The sequence below is a fragment of the Tunturiibacter gelidiferens genome (assembly GCF_051013345.1).
Taxonomy (GTDB): Bacteria; Acidobacteriota; Terriglobia; order Terriglobales; family Acidobacteriaceae; genus Edaphobacter; species Edaphobacter gelidiferens_A.
The window spans coordinates 763,676-779,501 of record NZ_CP132939.1 but is presented as its reverse complement, the minus strand read 5'-3'; the positions used below and the strand labels follow the sequence as shown (position 1 = coordinate 779,501).

Genomic DNA, 15,826 nt, shown 5'->3' with positions numbered 1-15,826 from the left:
CGGTGTGGCCAGCTCAAAGATCCCTGCGTTGCAGCGTTCGCATTACATCGATGATCCGCTCGTACACGTGCAGCAGTTCAGCGTCCGCCAACGGGCCAGGATTCGCCTTGCGTACACGATCGAAGACCTCCTGCTCTCGCCGCGGCTCATAAACCGGCAGATCCGCAGTCTTTTTGAGCTCTCCAATGGCACGTGCAGCTTCCGCTCGCCGGTTGATGAGTCGAACGATCTCAATATCCAGCTCATCAATCTTCTGTCTCCAGTCGGAGATATCCATCCACTCGCCTCGCAGTGCAACGGAGCACGCCTAAGCGCAACTCGCCGCAGAGTATTTTGTACTAACCATGATAAACGTCCCATCGCGCCGTTTCGTCCAGTCCCTCCGACGTTCCTCATGCTTTCAACCCCGCGATGAACTGTCCAATTGCGGTTGCCGCGTCTGACCGCGGAGTCTTTTCAATCAGAGCCACCAGAGCACTGCCGATGATGGCAGCGTCTGCGAACTCACCCACAGACCTCACGTGCTCTGCATTGGAGATCCCGAATCCGACTGCAATCGGCAGCTTCGTAAACTGCCGCAGCCGTGTCACCAGCTCTGAAGCATCGCCAGCCACCTTCTGTTGTGTCCCGGTAATTCCAACCCGCGAGATCGCGTACACGAACCCCTGCGACACGGCTGCAATCGCCTTCAGCCGAGCATCCGGACTCGTCGGCGCCGCCAGAAAGATTGGCGCCAGCCGGTTAGCCTTCATCTCCTCCAGATACTCCCTCGCCTCTTCGACGATCATGTCCGTCAGCAGCACGCCATCTGCTCCAGCCTCGGCCGCGCGCGCACAGAACGTCTTCATTCCCATCCGTACCACCGGGTTCAGATAAGAAAACAGCACCAATCCCGCCGTCGGCCGCGCCACACGCAACTCCTTCGCCAGCTCCAGCACATCGGTCAGCCTCACTCCTCGCGCCACGGCCCTCTCACTGGCTCGCTGAATCACCGGCCCATCCGCCAGCGGATCGCTGAACGGAACCCCAAGCTCGATTACATCCGCGCCGTTATCAATCGCTGCCAGCGCAATATCCTTCGTCGTCGCCAGGTCTGGATCACCCGCAGTCAAATAAGCAACAATCCCCGGCTTCTTCTTTAAACTCAATCGCCATCGTTCTGCACTTACCCTTTCGTTCTTTCGCTGCCCTTCAAATCAAGCTCCCGCGCCAGAATCCCCATATCCTTATCGCCGCGTCCCGACAGATTCACCATCAATACATCCGTCTTCGCCATTGTCGGTGCCAGCCGAATCGCCTCAGCCACTGCATGAGCGCTCTCGAGCGCTGGCAAAATCCCTCCGTACGAGACAACGTCACCGTTGCCTTCAACGCCGCGTCATCCGAGCACGAAACATAGCTCGCTCGCCCCGAATCGTGCAGCATTGCATGCTCCGGCCCCACGCTCGCATAGTCCAGCCCGGCAGAGACCGAGTGCGTGCTGCTTATCTGGCCAGCGTCATTTTGTAACACATACGAGTACGTACCCTGCAGCACGCCGGGTACGCCGCCCCCGATCTTCTGAAACCGCGCCGCATGCTCCCCCAAGGCCGTTCCGCGGCCCCCGGCTTCGACGCCAATCAGCTGCACATTCGCATCTGTCAAAAACTCGTAGAACGCACCAATTGCATTCGATCCACCGCCCACACAGGCAACCATCGCTGTCGGCAGCTTACCCTCTTGCTCCAGAATCTGCGCCCGGGCTTCCCGGCTGATCACGCGATGAAAGTCCCGCACCATCGTCGGATAAGGATGAGCTCCCAGCGCGCTCCCAAGAATGTAGTAGGTGGTCCGAACATTCGTCACCCAGTCCCGCATCGCCTCGTTGATCGCATCCTTCAACGTAGCCGACCCAGCCGAAACCCCGCGCACCTCCGCCCCCAGCAGCCGCATCCGGTAGACATTCAACTCCTGCCGCCGCATATCCTCCTCGCCCATGTAGACGACGCACTCCAGACCAAGCAACGCACAAACCGTTGCCGTTGCCACCCCATGCTGCCCCGCGCCGGTCTCCGCAATAATCCGTTGTTTGCCCATCCGCCGCGCTAAAAGTCCCTGGCCCAGTGCGTTATTGATCTTGTGCGCGCCCGTATGCAGCAGATCCTCGCGTTTCAAGTAGATCTTCGCTCCGCCCAGTTGCTCCGTCAGCCTCTTCGCAAAGTACAGCGGAGTAGGCCTCCCGCAGTAGTGGTGCAGCAGGTCATCCAACTCCGCTTGAAACGCCGCATCCTTCTGAGCGACTGCATACGCCTGTTCCAGCTCCTCCAGCGCAGCCATCAGCGTCTCCGGAACATACCTCCCGCCATACGCGCCAAACCGCCCTGCCACAGCCGCCGTTACACCTACCGTTGAACTCGCACTCATTGGTCTCTCCTGCAATCTCGCGTTGCGCAAAACAAAAGCCGCGACTTGGAAGGTCGCGGCTCGTAGGAATGTCGAATCAACTGAACTTACAGATATCTGTCAGATGAAGCTACTCCGCCGAGGCCGCTATTGTGCGCCAATAGCGGAGAATAAACGAAATTCGGCTGGACTGAGTAATCATCTTGATATCAACCATACATCCTGCTCGCCGCCGCCGCAACCCCGCGAGTCGCAAGGTTAGATCTTCTGCACTCGCTGCACATCCCGAACCCCGGGAACCTTGCGCAGATTCTGCACCAGCTTGTTCAGGTGCCGCACGTCCACCGTCTCCACGACAAAGTCCACCATCACTTGGCCATCCGGCAACGGCTTGGTATCCACGCTGCGAATATTGGTCCCATCATCGGAGATGATCGCCGTAAACTCCTTCAGCATCCCCGCCCGATCATCACACAACACCGTCAGCCTCACCGGATACGTCTGCGCTTTATTCGTTCCCGGCTCCGTCGGCGACGGTGACCACTCCACCTGAATCCTTCTATCCGACTCATACAACAGATTCTGCACATTCGGACAGCTTCTAGCATGCACTGCCACGCCCTTGCCCCGCGTCACGTACCCGACAATCTCCTCACCACGAATTGGGTTACAACAACGCGCCCGATACACGAGCAGATCGTCCTGCCCTTCCACCTGCAGCGAGTCCGAGCCCTTCCCGAAGAAGACACGCTTCACCGCCTCCGACATCTGCCCGACAGTATTGCCGACTCCACCCTCTGGTGCTGCAGGCTCCGCCGACATCGTCGAACCCGGCTCCAACTTATTCAACACCTGCCGAGCCGAAAACTTTCCAAAACCAACACCAGCCAGCAGCTCCGCCTGAGTCCCCAGCCCATACTCGCTGGCAACCTTGTCATAGTCAGCCTCATGAAACCTGCCCAGCGCCAGCTTGTACTTCCTGGCCTCGCGATCCAGCAGCTTTTTACCGATCTCGATCGCCCGTTCTCGCTGGTGTTCATTCAGCCAGTGTTTGATCTTGTTCCGCGCCCGGGAGCTCTTGGTAAAGCTAAGCCAATCGCGGCTCGGAGCATGCCCCGTCTGCGTCGTAATCTCGACGATATCGCCATTGCGCAGTTTCGTTCGCAACGGCACAATCCGACCATTCACCTTCGCGCCAACCGTCGTATTTCCAACTTCGGTATGAATCGTATACGCAAAATCAATCGGACTCGCGTCCTTCGGCAGCACCACCACCTTGCCCTTAGGAGTAAAGGTGTAAACCTCCTCCGGGTACAAATCGATCTTCAGCGTCGACATGAACTCATTGGGATCGGTCATCTCCCTCTGCCATTCCATCAACTGCCGCACCCACGCCAGCCTCTGCTCATCTTTGGCGCTTACATTGTCCGACGCCTTGTACTTCCAGTGCGCCGCAATACCCTCTTCCGCGACGCGATGCATATCCTCCGTACGAATCTGCACTTCGAACTGATGCCCACCGTCTGCAATCAGCGTCGTATGCAGAGACTGATAGAGGTTCGGCCGAGGCATCGCAATGAAGTCCTTAATTCTGCCTGGCACCGGACGCCAGATCGAGTGCAGCAGCCCAAGGAGCGCATAACAATCCTGCACCGAGTTACAGATCACGCGAATCGCGAGCAAATCGTAAACCTGATCGACCGGAATCTTCTGATCCACCAGCTTCTGTTGAATCGAATAAAGCCGCTTGATCCGCGACTCCACTCGGCCCTGGATCTCGACCTCCTTCAGCTTCGCCTCAAGCTGCTTCACGATCTTCTGCAAAAACTCTTCGCCGGCGCCGCGTAGTGCGTCCACCTCGGTCGACACCTGCTCATACGCATAAGGATCGGTATACCGAAACGCCAGATCTTCCAGCTCCCCACGCAGCTTGCCCATACCCAGCCGGTGCGCCAGCGGAGCGTAGATATCCAGCGTCTCCCGCGCAATCTTCTGCTGTTTCTCCGGCTTCAGGTGCTCCAGCGTCCGCATGTTATGCAGCCGGTCCGCCAGCTTGATAATCACAACGCGAACATCGGTCACCATCGCCAGCAGCATCTTGCGAATGTTCTCTGCCTGGTGATCCTCACGATTCGCGAATTTGATCTTCTCGAGCTTCGTCACTCCTTCGACGATGTGCGCGACCTGATCACCGAACCGCTTCGCAATCTCCGCCGAAGTAACGTCGGTATCCTCGACCGCATCATGCAACAGCCCAGCCGCAATTGCAGTCGAATCCATCTTCAACTCGGCCAGCACCTGCGCCACTTCCAGCGGATGAATGATGTAAGGCTCGCCGCTGGCCCGCTTCTGCCCTTCATGCTGCAGCAGGCAGAACGACCAAGCGCCGCGAATGATCTCCAGATCATCCGCAGGCCGGTTCTCATGCACTGTCTCCAACAGTCGGTGAAACTTCGCGTCCACCGCATGGATTGCCCTCGCCGAACTGCCCGTCAAATGGCTCGCCGAAGACTCATCCACGCCCGCAATGACCAACGTAGAAGTTTCAGGCGCCGCGGACTTCTTTTTCTTCACGCGAGGGGTCGTGTCCGATTCGACCGGTGGTTCCGCGACCGGAAGAGCTGCCTCCAGCTCGATCCCCGTTTCGGTATGTTCCACATCCGGTTGGCTCGGTTCTTCGTGCGGCTTCGGCTGCGGGCCAGCCTGCGAAGAGGCCGGAGGAGCGATTGCCATAGTTCATTATAGGCTGACCAGTCAAGGTCCTGCCGGACGGGCCCACTGCGCGTGGGGCGGTCACTTCGCGACGTGTATACCCTTCAACGCGAAAGGTCCTCCCGTTGGTCGGAAGAAAGATGCTCCCGACCAACGGGGAGGGCCTAAGCAACTGATCCCGCCTCAAACAGTACACAAGTCACGAAGTGACCGCCCCACGCGCAGTGGGCCCGTCCGGCAGGATAAGTCTTCATCCCTACGCCTTCCCGGCAAGTTGCCGCAGCACATACTGCAGAATCCCGCCGTTCTGGTAGTACAGAATCTCCTGCGGCGTATCGATCCTCACTGTCGCCGAGAACTCGATCGTCTTACCCAGGTCCGACTCCGCAAACACCGTCACCACCTTGCCATCGGCGAACTTGCTATCGAGCATCGCCTTCAACTGTCCTGGCTCATCTCCAATCGCAAACAGCTCCTCCCCCGTCAGGTGCAGCGACTCCACATTCTGCCCCGGCAAAAACTGCAGCGGCAAAATCCCCATTCCAACCAGGTTCGACCGGTGAATCCGCTCATAGCTCTCAGCGATCACGAACTTGATCCCCAGCAACCGCGGGCCCTTCGCCGCCCAGTCACGCGACGATCCCGACCCATACTCCTTGCCCGCGAGAATCGCCAGCGGCGTCCCCCGCTTCGCATACTCCACGCTCGCATCGTAGATCGACATCGGCACATCCTCCGGCAGCAACCGCGTCACGCCGCCTTCAGTTCCCGGAGCGAGTTTGTTCCGCAACCGCACATTCGCAAATGTCCCGCGCACCATCACCTCATGATCGCCGCGCCGCGACCCATAGCTGTTGAAGTCCGAAGGCTTCACTCCATGCTCGGTCAGATATTTTCCCGCAGGCCCATTCAGCTTGATCGAACCCGCCGGCGAGATATGATCCGTCGTCACAGAGTCTCCCAGCACTGCCAGCACCCTCGCTCCATGGATGTCCTCCACCGCAGCAGGCGTAGCCGGCATTCCATCGAAGTAGGGAGCTTTGCGAATATACGTCGAATTCGGCTCCCACCCGTACGTCTCCCCATCAGGAAACTTCAGGCTCTTCCAGTTGTTGTCGCCCTCCGACACCGTACTGTACTGCCGACGGAACATCTCCGAATCAATTGACGAGTTCACTGCAGCCGAGACCTCGTCCTGCGTAGGCCATATATCCCGAAGAAAAACCGGCTTACCATCCAGATCGCGTCCCAGCGCCTCTGTCTCGAAGTTGTGTGCAATATGCCCGGCCAGCGCATACGCAACCACCAGCGGAGGACTCATCAGGTAGTTCGCCCTCACCTCCGGAGAAATTCTCCCCTCAAAGTTACGGTTTCCCGACAACACCGACACCGCCACCAATCCATGGTCTTCAATCGACTTCGATACATCAGTCGGCAGCGGCCCCGAGTTTCCAATGCACGTCGTGCATCCATACCCCACCACCTGAAATCGCAACTGATCGAGATAAGGCATCAGTCCGGCCTTCACGTAGTAATCCGTTACCACGCGCGAACCCGGAGCCAGCGAAGTCTTCACCCACGGCGGCGTGCTCAGCCCCTTCTCCACTGCCTTCTTCGCAAGCAACCCCGCAGCCATCATCACGTAAGGATTCGAAGTGTTCGTGCAGGAGGTGATCGCCGCAATCACAATCGATCCGTGATCGAGATACTGATCCGGATCCACGCCAAACCTGCTCCGAATCGACACATGCGGAGCCTCCAGCTGCGGTATGGTCTGATCGCTGATCGTAATCACCGGCACCACCGGAGCCTCCACCACTGGCGCCGAAGCCCCAACGCTGCTGCTTAGATCCCCCGACTCCGATGCCGTCCCGCCCTCTCCCTCCCACCGAACCATCTGCCGAATCACATGCTTGTTTCCATTCGGACCTAACAGTCCTGGCAACTGTTCCTTGAAGCTCGCCGCCGCTCCCGACAGCGCCACACGATCCTGCGGCCTCTTCGGACCCGCCACACTCGGCTCCACCGTCGCCAGATCCAGCGAGATCGTCGCCGAGTAAACGGCGTCCTTCGCATCCGCCGTATGAAACAGTCCCTGCTCGCGGTAGTAGGCCTCCACCAGCGCAATCTGCTCTTCGCTGCGCCCAGTCAATCGCAGATACTTCAGCGTCTCCGCATCTACCGGAAAGATTCCACAAGTAGCCCCATACTCCGGAGCCATATTCGCAATCGTCGCGCGGTCAGCCAGCGGCAGCTCTGTAATCCCCGACCCATAAAACTCCACGAACTTACCCACAACACCCAGCTTCCGCAACATCTCTGTCACGGTCAGTACGAGGTCCGTTGCCGTCGTGCCTTCCTTCAACTTACCCGTCAGTTTGAACCCAACCACCTGCGGCACCAGCATGCTCACCGGTTGTCCCAGCATCGCAGCCTCTGCCTCAATGCCGCCCACGCCCCAGCCCAGCACGCCCAACCCATTCACCATCGTGGTGTGCGAGTCGGTCCCAACCAACGTGTCGGGATATGCGAACACCTTCCCCTGCCCGTCCGGCGCCGTGGTAAACACCACCCGCGCCAGATACTCCAGATTCACCTGATGACAGATCCCCATTCCAGGCGGTACAGCCGAAAAATTATCGAATGCCGTCTGCCCCCACTTCAAAAACGCATAGCGCTCGCGGTTCCTTTGAAACTCCAGCGCCGCATTCAGGTCATACGCCCGCTGAGTTCCAAATTCATCCACCTGCACCGAGTGGTCAATCACCAGCTCTGCCGGCTGCAGCGGATTGATCTTCTCCGGATCGCCACCCAGCGCCTTCATCGCATCCCGCATCGCAGCCAGATCGACAACTGCAGGCACGCCGGTAAAGTCCTGCATCAGCACTCGCGCCGGCATGTAAGCAATCTCGCGCGAGGGCTCCGCGTTCTGATCCCAACAAGCCAGAAATTGAATATCCTCGGCAGTCACGGTGCGGCCATCCTCATGCCGCAGCAAGTTCTCCAGCAGAATTCGCAGTGAGAACGGAAGTCGGCCAAGGTCGACACCCGTTCCCTCCAGCGCCTTCAGTCGAAACACATCGTACGTGGTCTTCCCGACAGCCAGTGTGGACAAGCTCTTAAACGAATCAGGATGCGATTGAGTCGGCATGGTATCTTCTCCGAGGCGCGCTCTTCGAAAGCGCGATGGTTGGGGCCGTGGTCACATCTTCGAACCGCAGACGGCGACGGCTGAAGCCTATCAAGTTTTCAGGGGAGGGGTCGAATTAGCAGCGGCCGCGGTCAGGGCGACCGTGGCGAAAGCGCTTGGTGTTGGGAAGACAGCCTGCCATCAAACTAATCTTACTGCGTCTCAGCCGGTTGCGGTAAAGCGCCTGCCATCCCACCAAAGGGTGATTGCGAACTCGGGCACGCTCGCGTCCAAACCGACGCAACTAGCTGACTCCACAGCACAACCCGCGGCATTGGTTATCGCGTTATCACTCGCAAAGTCCGCAGTGGTAAGAAAAGTGCATCTCATTCAAGAAGTTCGTGTTTATACCCGCAGCAGGTACGAGGAGACTGGCAGTATGTACAAAACATTTCCCAGGATTTTTCTAGGTCTATCGCTTGGCATTGCATCACTCGCAGCAACAGTGACACTCTCCGGCTGCCACAAGGGCGCAGAGCCGGCAGTCATCCCCGACAACTCCGGCCCCGACCCAGCCGACGCCAACGTGGCGCCCGTAGATAATAGCCAGCCCCAGGCCGCCCCCGCCCCACAACCCGTGCAGGGAAGAGTCCTCGGTATCCGCTCCCAGTCCACGCCCGAGCAAAGCTCCGAGCAGTACGCTCCACAAACCGCCCCTCCGCCTCAAAACGAGGCCTACACCGCCGCCCAGAGCGCCCAGCCCCCTGATCAGAACTACGGCCAGAACTACGATCAGAATTACGACTACAACGCTCCCACCAACGACGACGAGTCCCAGATAGACGCCGGCCAGCAGGCTCTCGAAGAGGCCAACGAACCGCCTCCGCCGCTCCCCGAATACCAGCAGCCCGAAGCCCCGGCGCCCAACTACCTCTGGACGCCCGGCTACTGGGGATACGCCCCTGCAGGCTACTACTGGGTCCCCGGCGCCTGGTGCGCTCCGCCGTTCTACGGAGCCCTTTGGACCCCCGCCTACTGGGGCTTCTTCGGCGGCCGCTATCTCCTTCATCGCGGCTTCTGGGGTCAACACATCGGCTTCTACGGCGGTGTCAACTATGGCTACGGCTACACCGGCAGCGGTTACCACGGTGGCTACTGGCAGGGCCGCAACTTCTACTACAACCGCTCGGTGAACAACGTTAATGTCACACGCATCACCAACGTGTATAACCGTACGGTCGTCGTCAACAACACCACCATCAACCGTGTCTCGTATAACGGCGGTCGTGGCGGCATCAACGTGCGTCCGCAGCCAGCGGAGATCGCAGCCAACCGCGGCCCCCGCGTCCCGCCCATGTCCACGCAACTCCAGAACCAGCGCGAGGCCGCACAGAATCGTCAGCAGTTCTACAACGTGAACAAGGGCCGCCCCGCTCTGGTTGCCTCACCCCGTCCTATTGCCGCGGTCGCTCGTCCAGCCGTGCAGCCAGCCCGTCCCGCTCAGCCCGGCCAACCAAACACGCGTCCTGGCGAAATCAACCGTCCCGGCCAACCTGCTGTCCAGCCATCCCGTCCTGGCCAGCCGGCAGTGCAAACCGCCCGCCCCGTCCAGCCTGAAACGCGACCCGGTCAGCCAAACGTCGGCCAGCCAAATACGCGGCCCGGCGAAAATACTCGCCCCGGCCAGCCACCTATACAACCTACCCGTCCTGGTCAGCCAGCCGTCCAGCCAGGCCGCCCCACGCAGCCTGAAACTCGTCCTGCTCAACCAAACCCTCCTCAGCCCAACACCAGGCCCGGCGAAACCAACCGCCCAGGCCAGCTTCAAACTCGTCCCGTGCAACCCGAGGCTCGTCCGGTCCAACCGCAGGTACGACCCACTCAACCCGAAACCAGGCCGGTTCAGCCACAGGTACGACCCACTCAGCCCGAAACCAGGCCGGTTCAGCCGCAGGGACGACCCACTCAGCCCGAAACCAGGCCGGTCCAACCGCAGGTGCGACCAGTCCAACCACAACCCCAAACCCGTCCTGTCCAACCCCAACCCCAACCGCAGCCCCAGGTTCGCCCCGCACCGCAGAGCAGACCTGAATCAACCCCGCAGAACGTATCCCGTCCTCAGTATCAACCGCAATCGCGTCCGGAATCGCGTCCGGCGCCTCAACCACAATCGCGTCCGGCACCTCAACCACAAACGCGTCCAGCGCCTCAACCACAATCGCGTCCAGCGCCTCAACCACAATCGCGTCCCGCACCTCAATCTAGACAGCAGGCTGAATCAAGGCCCGCTCCACACGGAGAAGGAAGGCACTAAGGTACTTTCGCCGTTGCACGTGGGAAGACCCGCCTCGCGCGGGTCTTTCTGTTTCTCTCAATCAAAAATTACTCCACCGCTGACGAAGCCTCGCCCTCCAGCCAGTCATGATCGCAGTCATCGCATCGCCATCGGTTGGCTGGCTCCACCGCCTCCAGCAGAGTCTCATGGCTCCCGCATATCGGGCAGGCCGGCAACGTAAACTCTCCCGACGCGGACTCGTCAACCTCCGTCTTGAACCGCTCAGCCAACGGCTGCGACAACAGTATCGCTGCGTCCTCGGCATTCTCTGGAGCCACCACAACACGAGGCCCCAGCACGTCCATCCGCGATCCATCTCCCTGCAAAACGACAGACTCAATCCCTGCTTCTCGTAGTGCGAGCGAGGCAGCCACCGCTCCACGCCCGTCTTTGTATTCAAAGACGCACTCCGCCGGAGCCAGCGCGGCAAAGGCCCGCAGATCCGCCAGATCGTCATCACTCAGCACCCTCGGCTCCGCACGCTCCGGAGCAGACGAAGCCTTAAGCCCGGGGCGCGACATCTCTCCTCGCAGCGCCTCCTGCGCCATATCCGTAAGGTCGCTCATTCCCCGAGCCAGCCCCAACAACTCGTCATCCCCATAGGCTGCGTAGAGCCTCACCAGCTCCTGATACTGCGCTGCATCGCCAATCATTCTCTTCTCCAGGTCAATAGCTTACAGCCGACCCGGTTTGACTTCATCTCCCACGATGCTAGCCTCGAAGTTGAGAAGCGAATTTGCATTCCACAGGAGCTCATCAGCAAATGAAGGTCAACGAATGAAGGTTCTGGTAATCGGCGGCGGTGGTCGCGAGCACGCTATCGTCTGGGCTCTCCAAAAATCGTCTCAGGTCACCGAGATCCTCTGCGCTCCCGGCAACGCCGGCATCGCCGCACTCGCCCGTTGCATCCCCTGCAACCCCGGCAACCTCCACGAGCTCGTCAACATCGTCGCCATCGAGCAGCCCGCGCTCACCGTCATTGGTCCCGAACTCCCTCTCTCCGTCGGCATCGTCGACGAGCTCACCAAGCGCGGGCATCGCGTCTTCGGCCCCACCCAGGCAGCAGCCCAGCTCGAGACCAGCAAAGCCTTCGCCAAGGAGTTCATGCAGCGCCACGCCATTCCCACCGCGGAGTACGGCATCTGCACCACCCTCGCGCAGGTTCGCGAAGAGCTCCCCCGTTTCGCCGTCCCCATCGTGGTCAAAGCCTCAGGCCTCGCCGCCGGCAAAGGCGTCGTCATCTGCGAGACCCACCTCCAGGCCGAAACCGCGGCTGCGGAGATGTTCAGCGGCTCCCTCCTCGGCACAACGGAGGAGGCAGTCGTCCTCGAGGAGTTCCTCACCGGCGAAGAGCTCTCTTTCTTCGCCCTCTGCGACGGCACTCACGCCATCGAAATTGCCTCCGCGCAGGACCACAAGCGCATCGGCGAAGGCGACACCGGCCCCAACACCGGCGGCATGGGCGCCTACTCCACTGACGGCATCGCCACGCCGGCCATGCGCCAGTGGCTCCTCCACAACGTCGCGCAAAAGGTCGTCGACGGCATGCACTCTGAAGGCGAACCCTTCAAAGGCATCCTCTTCTGCGGCATCATGATGACCCCGCGCGGTCCCATGGTCCTCGAGTTCAACACCCGCTTCGGCGATCCCGAGACCGAAGCTATCCTCCTCCGCCTCGAGACCGACATCGTCGACCTCTTCAACGCCTCTATCGACGGCACCGCCAATCAACTCACCATCAACATGCGCCCCGGGGCCAGCGTCTGCGTCATCGCGGCCAGCGGCGGCTACCCCGGCAAGTACGCCTCAGGCAAACCCATCTCCGGACTGCCTGATAACCCGATCAGCGACGCAAGAGACGAAGCCGAAGACGTAGTCATCTTTCACTCCGGCACAGGCCTCAAAGACGGAAAGGCCATCACTGCCGGGGGCCGAGTCCTCGCCATCTCCGCCGCCGCGCCCGATCTGCAAACCGCGCTCGACAAGGCCTACGCCCAACTCGCGAAGATCTCCTTCGAAGGCATGCAGTTCCGCCGCGACATCGGCCATCGCGCCTTACGCTAAGAATGCTCCACCATCCGAAATAAAACATCGTCATTTCGACCCGTCACTCCATCCAAAACAAAACCATCGTCATCTCGACCGAAGCGACAGACAGTCTCACCGTCTGTCGCGTAGTGGAGAGACCCCCGCATTTCGCCCGTACTAGCACGGCGATCCGCAGCCTAAGCGAGGAACATTCGGCAGAAACCAGGCTACGGCAAAGTCGTCATCACCTCGCCGACTAGAGCAAATCGTCATCTCTCAGAGAGTTTGCGCAGCCACTCAATTTATTGTCATTCCGCACCCTGAGCGTGCCGAACGGGGAGGAATCTGCTTTTCCACCAAAACTTACCAGGCATTCGCCCCTGCTGAACCCTCCGCAACCCTCAAGCGTCCAATAAAAATGGACAAGAAACAACTAGGCAACTCTGATCTCCTTCTCTCCCCCATCGGCTTCGGCGCATGGGCCATCGGCGGCGGCGACTGGGCCTTCTCCTGGGGTCCCCAGGACGACAACGACTCCATCACCGCCATCCACAAAGCACTCGACTTCGGCATCAACTGGATTGACACCGCCGCCGTCTACGGCCTCGGCCACTCGGAAGAGATCGTCGGCAAAGCCGTCAAATCCGCCTCGCAAAAACCCTACCTCTTCACCAAATGCTCCATGGTTTGGGACGACAAGGGCGAGATCACCAACAACCTCAAGCAAATCCGCCGCGAAGTCGAAGACAGCCTTCGCCGCCTCCAGGTCGAAGCCATCGACCTCTATCAAGTCCACTGGCCCAAGCCCGACGAGGACATCGAAGCAGGCTGGACTGTAATGGCTGACCTCCAGCGCGAGGGCAAAGTTCGCTGGATCGGCGTCTCCAACTTCAGCGTCACGCAGATGGAGCGCGCCCTCAAAATCGCCCCCATCACCTCCAACCAGCCACCTTACTCCATGCTCAACCGCGCCATTGAAGCCGAGATCCTCCCCTTCACCCACAAACACAACATCGCCACCATCAACTACGCCCCCATGCACTCCGGCCTCCTCACCGGAGCTATGACCAAGGAGCGCGTAGCGTCTTTCCCGACGGATGACTTCCGCCGCAACGCCAAGAACTACCAGGAGCCGCTCCTCTCCCGCAACCTCGCCATCGCCGACTTCCTCAAAACCGTCGGCACACGTCACAACGTAACTGCCGGCGTCGTAGCCATTGCCTGGACGCTCCACAACCCTGCCATCACCGCAGCCATCGTCGGAGGCCGCAACGCCAAACAGGTCGAAGGCGTCATCCCAGCCGTCACCTTCCGCCTCACCGAAGCCGAATACGCGGAGATCAACGCCTTCCTCGCCGCACATCCATAAACCGAAACCCCGCGAAACCGGCTGCAGCCTCTACACCGGCTCCCATGCTGCAGCCCTTTCGCGACCAGTTCGACACCGCGCAATTCTCGAACATCCCTTATTGCGTCTATAACAAAAAGAGAAGGGAACAAAAGAGAAGGGAGAAGACCATGACCGAACCCGCTCTCACCGCGCGCGACCTCATCGCCTGGCTCGAAAAAACCTCCACCGGATGGCGCGACCTCCTCACCCATAATCCCGAACTCTTCACCCTCCCTTGCGACATAACGGGAGTCCAGACCGTGGCCCAACTCCTCCAGCACATCGTAGCCGTGGAGCTCCGTTACGCCGAACGCCTCGCCGACCAGCCCGTGACCGACTACGCTAATATCCCCTACGACTCCGTCGAAGCCATCTACGCCACCCACGACCGCGCCATCGCTCTCCTCCAAAAACTGCTCGACTCTGAAGTCGATTGGAACGAGACCATCGAGTTCACCACCCGCACCAGGGGCTCGGCTCGCTCTGCTCGTAAGACCATCCTCTTTCACCTCCTTCTCCACGGAATTCGCCACTACGCCCAGCTCTCCACCCTCGTTCGTCAACATGGCGTCCAACCTGGCTGGCTCATGGACTATCTCTTCATGGATATGGAACACATCTGATCCCGCCAACAAAGCCCACACACAAAGCCAGCTCGAAGATCCTCCACACTGCAAACGAAGAACATCAAGCCGCATCTTTTGACAAAAGGTCGGACCACCAACTAAAGTGGCTCCCATGCGCAGAGCAAGGCCTCGTCTACCCCTCTCCCTAGTACCTGGCCACCTACTCTGCCTCTCCAGTCTCTCCCTCGCACAAGAGCGCCCCGCCATCACCGGCATCGCCTTCATACGCATGTACACCGCCGATCCCGGATCCTCAGCCACCTTCTACAACAAAACCCTCGGCCTGGGCCAAGCAGAAAGCTAGCATCCCACCAGCTCGAAGAACTCCAGGAGCATCCACCATGCCCACCCGCCGCGACTTCCTCCGCCTCTCCGCCCTCGCCACCGCCGCCGGCTGCACCCTCGGCCGTCTTCCCTCCGCCTTCGCCGCCGACGCTCCCTTCGTCTACGGCGTCCAGCTCTACATGGTCCGCAAAGAGGCCCCGCAGGATCTCCCAGGCATCCTCCACGCCATCCGCCAGATCGGCTACACCCAGATCGAGCTCTTCCCCATCGTCTACACCCACCCCGCGCCCGAGCTCCGCCGCATCGTCGCCGACTCCGGCCTCGGCCTCGTCTCCGCCCACTTCGACTACGCCAGCGTCCCCACCAAAATCGAATACGCCCACCAGCTAGGCCTCGAGTACATGGTCTGCCCCATGATCCCACCCGAACACCCGGGCCAGTGGACCCTCGACAACTTCCACAAAGCCGCCGACGACTTCAACACCTGGGGCCACAGTGTCCACCAGGCCGGCATGCAATTTGTCTTTCACAACCACTGCTACGAGTTCGCCCCGCAGGGAACCACCACCGGCTTCGACGAACTCATGAAGCACACCGACCCAGCCTTCGTGAAGCTCGAGCTCGACATGTACTGGCTCGCCCAGGCCGGCCAGGATCCCCTCACCATGCTCACCCGTTACGCCAACCGCGTCTCTCTCCTCCACCTCAAGGACCGCATCGCCAACGCCCCCACCGGCTTCGTCATGGGCCCCACCGCAAAACACATTACCGAGATGGGCAAGGGAACGCTCAACTGGCCCGCCATCTTCGCCCAGGCCCACAAGCAGGGCATCCGCTACGCCTACGTCGACCAGGACGACACAGCGCTCCCCATCCTCGACAGCCTCAAAGAAAACTACGCCTACCTCCAGACCATCAAGGCGTAACGCAGTTCAATA

The 15,826-nt window shown here is 60.1% G+C and carries 11 protein-coding genes and 1 pseudogene; 6 read left to right on the top strand and 6 right to left on the bottom strand.

All coding sequences use genetic code 11. The annotated features are described in order from the left end of the window. Nucleotides 1–13: 13 nt before the first annotated feature. The 5 genes and pseudogenes from RBB80_RS03670 to RBB80_RS03650 form a co-directional block, all read right to left on the bottom strand. Complete coding sequence (locus RBB80_RS03670) at nt 14–277, bottom strand: chorismate mutase (RefSeq protein ID WP_433966958.1); 264 nt, start codon at nt 275–277, stop codon at nt 14–16. A gap of 115 nt (nt 278–392) precedes the next feature. Beyond that, a complete protein-coding gene (gene trpA, locus RBB80_RS03665) occupies nt 393–1,148 on the bottom strand; it encodes a tryptophan synthase subunit alpha (protein ID WP_433966957.1) in 756 nt (251 codons plus the stop codon). A 17-nt stretch (nt 1,149–1,165) separates the two neighbouring features. Further along, nucleotides 1,166–2,403, bottom strand: a pseudogene (gene trpB / locus RBB80_RS03660) (tryptophan synthase subunit beta). Nucleotides 2,404–2,640: 237 nt separating this feature from the next. After that, a complete protein-coding gene (locus RBB80_RS03655; protein WP_433966956.1) occupies nt 2,641–5,115 on the bottom strand; it encodes a RelA/SpoT family protein in 2,475 nt (824 codons plus the stop codon). Nucleotides 5,116–5,350: 235 nt separating this feature from the next. Beyond that, entirely contained in the window at nt 5,351–8,245 is a 2,895-nt protein-coding gene (locus tag RBB80_RS03650; protein WP_433966955.1) for an aconitate hydratase, read from the bottom strand. A 418-nt stretch (nt 8,246–8,663) separates the two neighbouring features. On the opposite strand from RBB80_RS03650, the gene RBB80_RS03645 reads away from it, so the two are divergent. Then, nucleotides 8,664–10,538: a hypothetical protein gene (locus RBB80_RS03645; protein WP_433966954.1), complete on the top strand. Its 1,875-nt coding sequence runs from the start codon at nt 8,664–8,666 to the stop codon at nt 10,536–10,538. A 68-nt stretch (nt 10,539–10,606) separates the two neighbouring features. Here the strand turns inward: RBB80_RS03645 and RBB80_RS03640 are convergent, their stop codons facing one another. After that, a complete protein-coding gene (locus tag RBB80_RS03640) occupies nt 10,607–11,212 on the bottom strand; it encodes a hypothetical protein (protein WP_433966953.1) in 606 nt (201 codons plus the stop codon). A 124-nt stretch (nt 11,213–11,336) separates the two neighbouring features. On the opposite strand from RBB80_RS03640, the gene purD reads away from it, so the two are divergent. From purD to RBB80_RS03615, 5 genes are all read left to right on the top strand, one after another. Then, nucleotides 11,337–12,623 (top strand): phosphoribosylamine--glycine ligase, encoded by a 1,287-nt coding sequence (purD, locus tag RBB80_RS03635; protein ID WP_433966952.1) that lies wholly within the window; start codon nt 11,337–11,339, stop codon nt 12,621–12,623. 382 nt (nt 12,624–13,005) lie between these two features. Beyond that, nucleotides 13,006–13,956, top strand: coding sequence for an aldo/keto reductase (locus RBB80_RS03630; RefSeq protein WP_433966951.1), 951 nt, complete (start codon nt 13,006–13,008; stop codon nt 13,954–13,956). Between the two features lie 149 nt (nt 13,957–14,105). Next, nucleotides 14,106–14,600 carry a DinB family protein gene (locus RBB80_RS03625; RefSeq protein ID WP_433966950.1) on the top strand — a complete coding sequence of 165 codons (495 nt, stop codon included), beginning with the start codon at nt 14,106–14,108 and terminating at the stop codon, nt 14,598–14,600. Between the two features lie 115 nt (nt 14,601–14,715). Further along, a complete protein-coding gene (locus tag RBB80_RS03620) occupies nt 14,716–14,907 on the top strand; it encodes a hypothetical protein (protein ID WP_433966949.1) in 192 nt (63 codons plus the stop codon). A gap of 37 nt (nt 14,908–14,944) precedes the next feature. Further along, complete coding sequence (locus RBB80_RS03615) at nt 14,945–15,814, top strand: TIM barrel protein (RefSeq protein ID WP_433966948.1); 870 nt, start codon at nt 14,945–14,947, stop codon at nt 15,812–15,814. Nucleotides 15,815–15,826: the final 12 nt, after the last annotated feature.

What these genes read in the sequence shown, in the direction of transcription:
- purD (WP_433966952.1), top strand. Translation starts at nt 11,337, where the DNA reads ATGAAGGTTCTGGTAATCGGCGGCGGTGGTCGCGAGCACGCTATCGTC.
- RBB80_RS03670 (WP_433966958.1), bottom strand. Translation starts at nt 277, where the DNA reads ATGGATATCTCCGACTGGAGACAGAAGATTGATGAGCTGGATATTGAG.
- RBB80_RS03640 (WP_433966953.1), bottom strand. Translation starts at nt 11,212, where the DNA reads ATGATTGGCGATGCAGCGCAGTATCAGGAGCTGGTGAGGCTCTACGCA.
- RBB80_RS03620 (WP_433966949.1), top strand. Translation starts at nt 14,716, where the DNA reads ATGCGCAGAGCAAGGCCTCGTCTACCCCTCTCCCTAGTACCTGGCCAC.
- RBB80_RS03655 (WP_433966956.1), bottom strand. Translation starts at nt 5,115, where the DNA reads ATGGCAATCGCTCCTCCGGCCTCTTCGCAGGCTGGCCCGCAGCCGAAG.
- RBB80_RS03615 (WP_433966948.1), top strand. Translation starts at nt 14,945, where the DNA reads ATGCCCACCCGCCGCGACTTCCTCCGCCTCTCCGCCCTCGCCACCGCC.
- RBB80_RS03650 (WP_433966955.1), bottom strand. Translation starts at nt 8,245, where the DNA reads ATGCCGACTCAATCGCATCCTGATTCGTTTAAGAGCTTGTCCACACTG.
- RBB80_RS03625 (WP_433966950.1), top strand. Translation starts at nt 14,106, where the DNA reads ATGACCGAACCCGCTCTCACCGCGCGCGACCTCATCGCCTGGCTCGAA.
- RBB80_RS03630 (WP_433966951.1), top strand. Translation starts at nt 13,006, where the DNA reads ATGGACAAGAAACAACTAGGCAACTCTGATCTCCTTCTCTCCCCCATC.
- RBB80_RS03645 (WP_433966954.1), top strand. Translation starts at nt 8,664, where the DNA reads ATGTACAAAACATTTCCCAGGATTTTTCTAGGTCTATCGCTTGGCATT.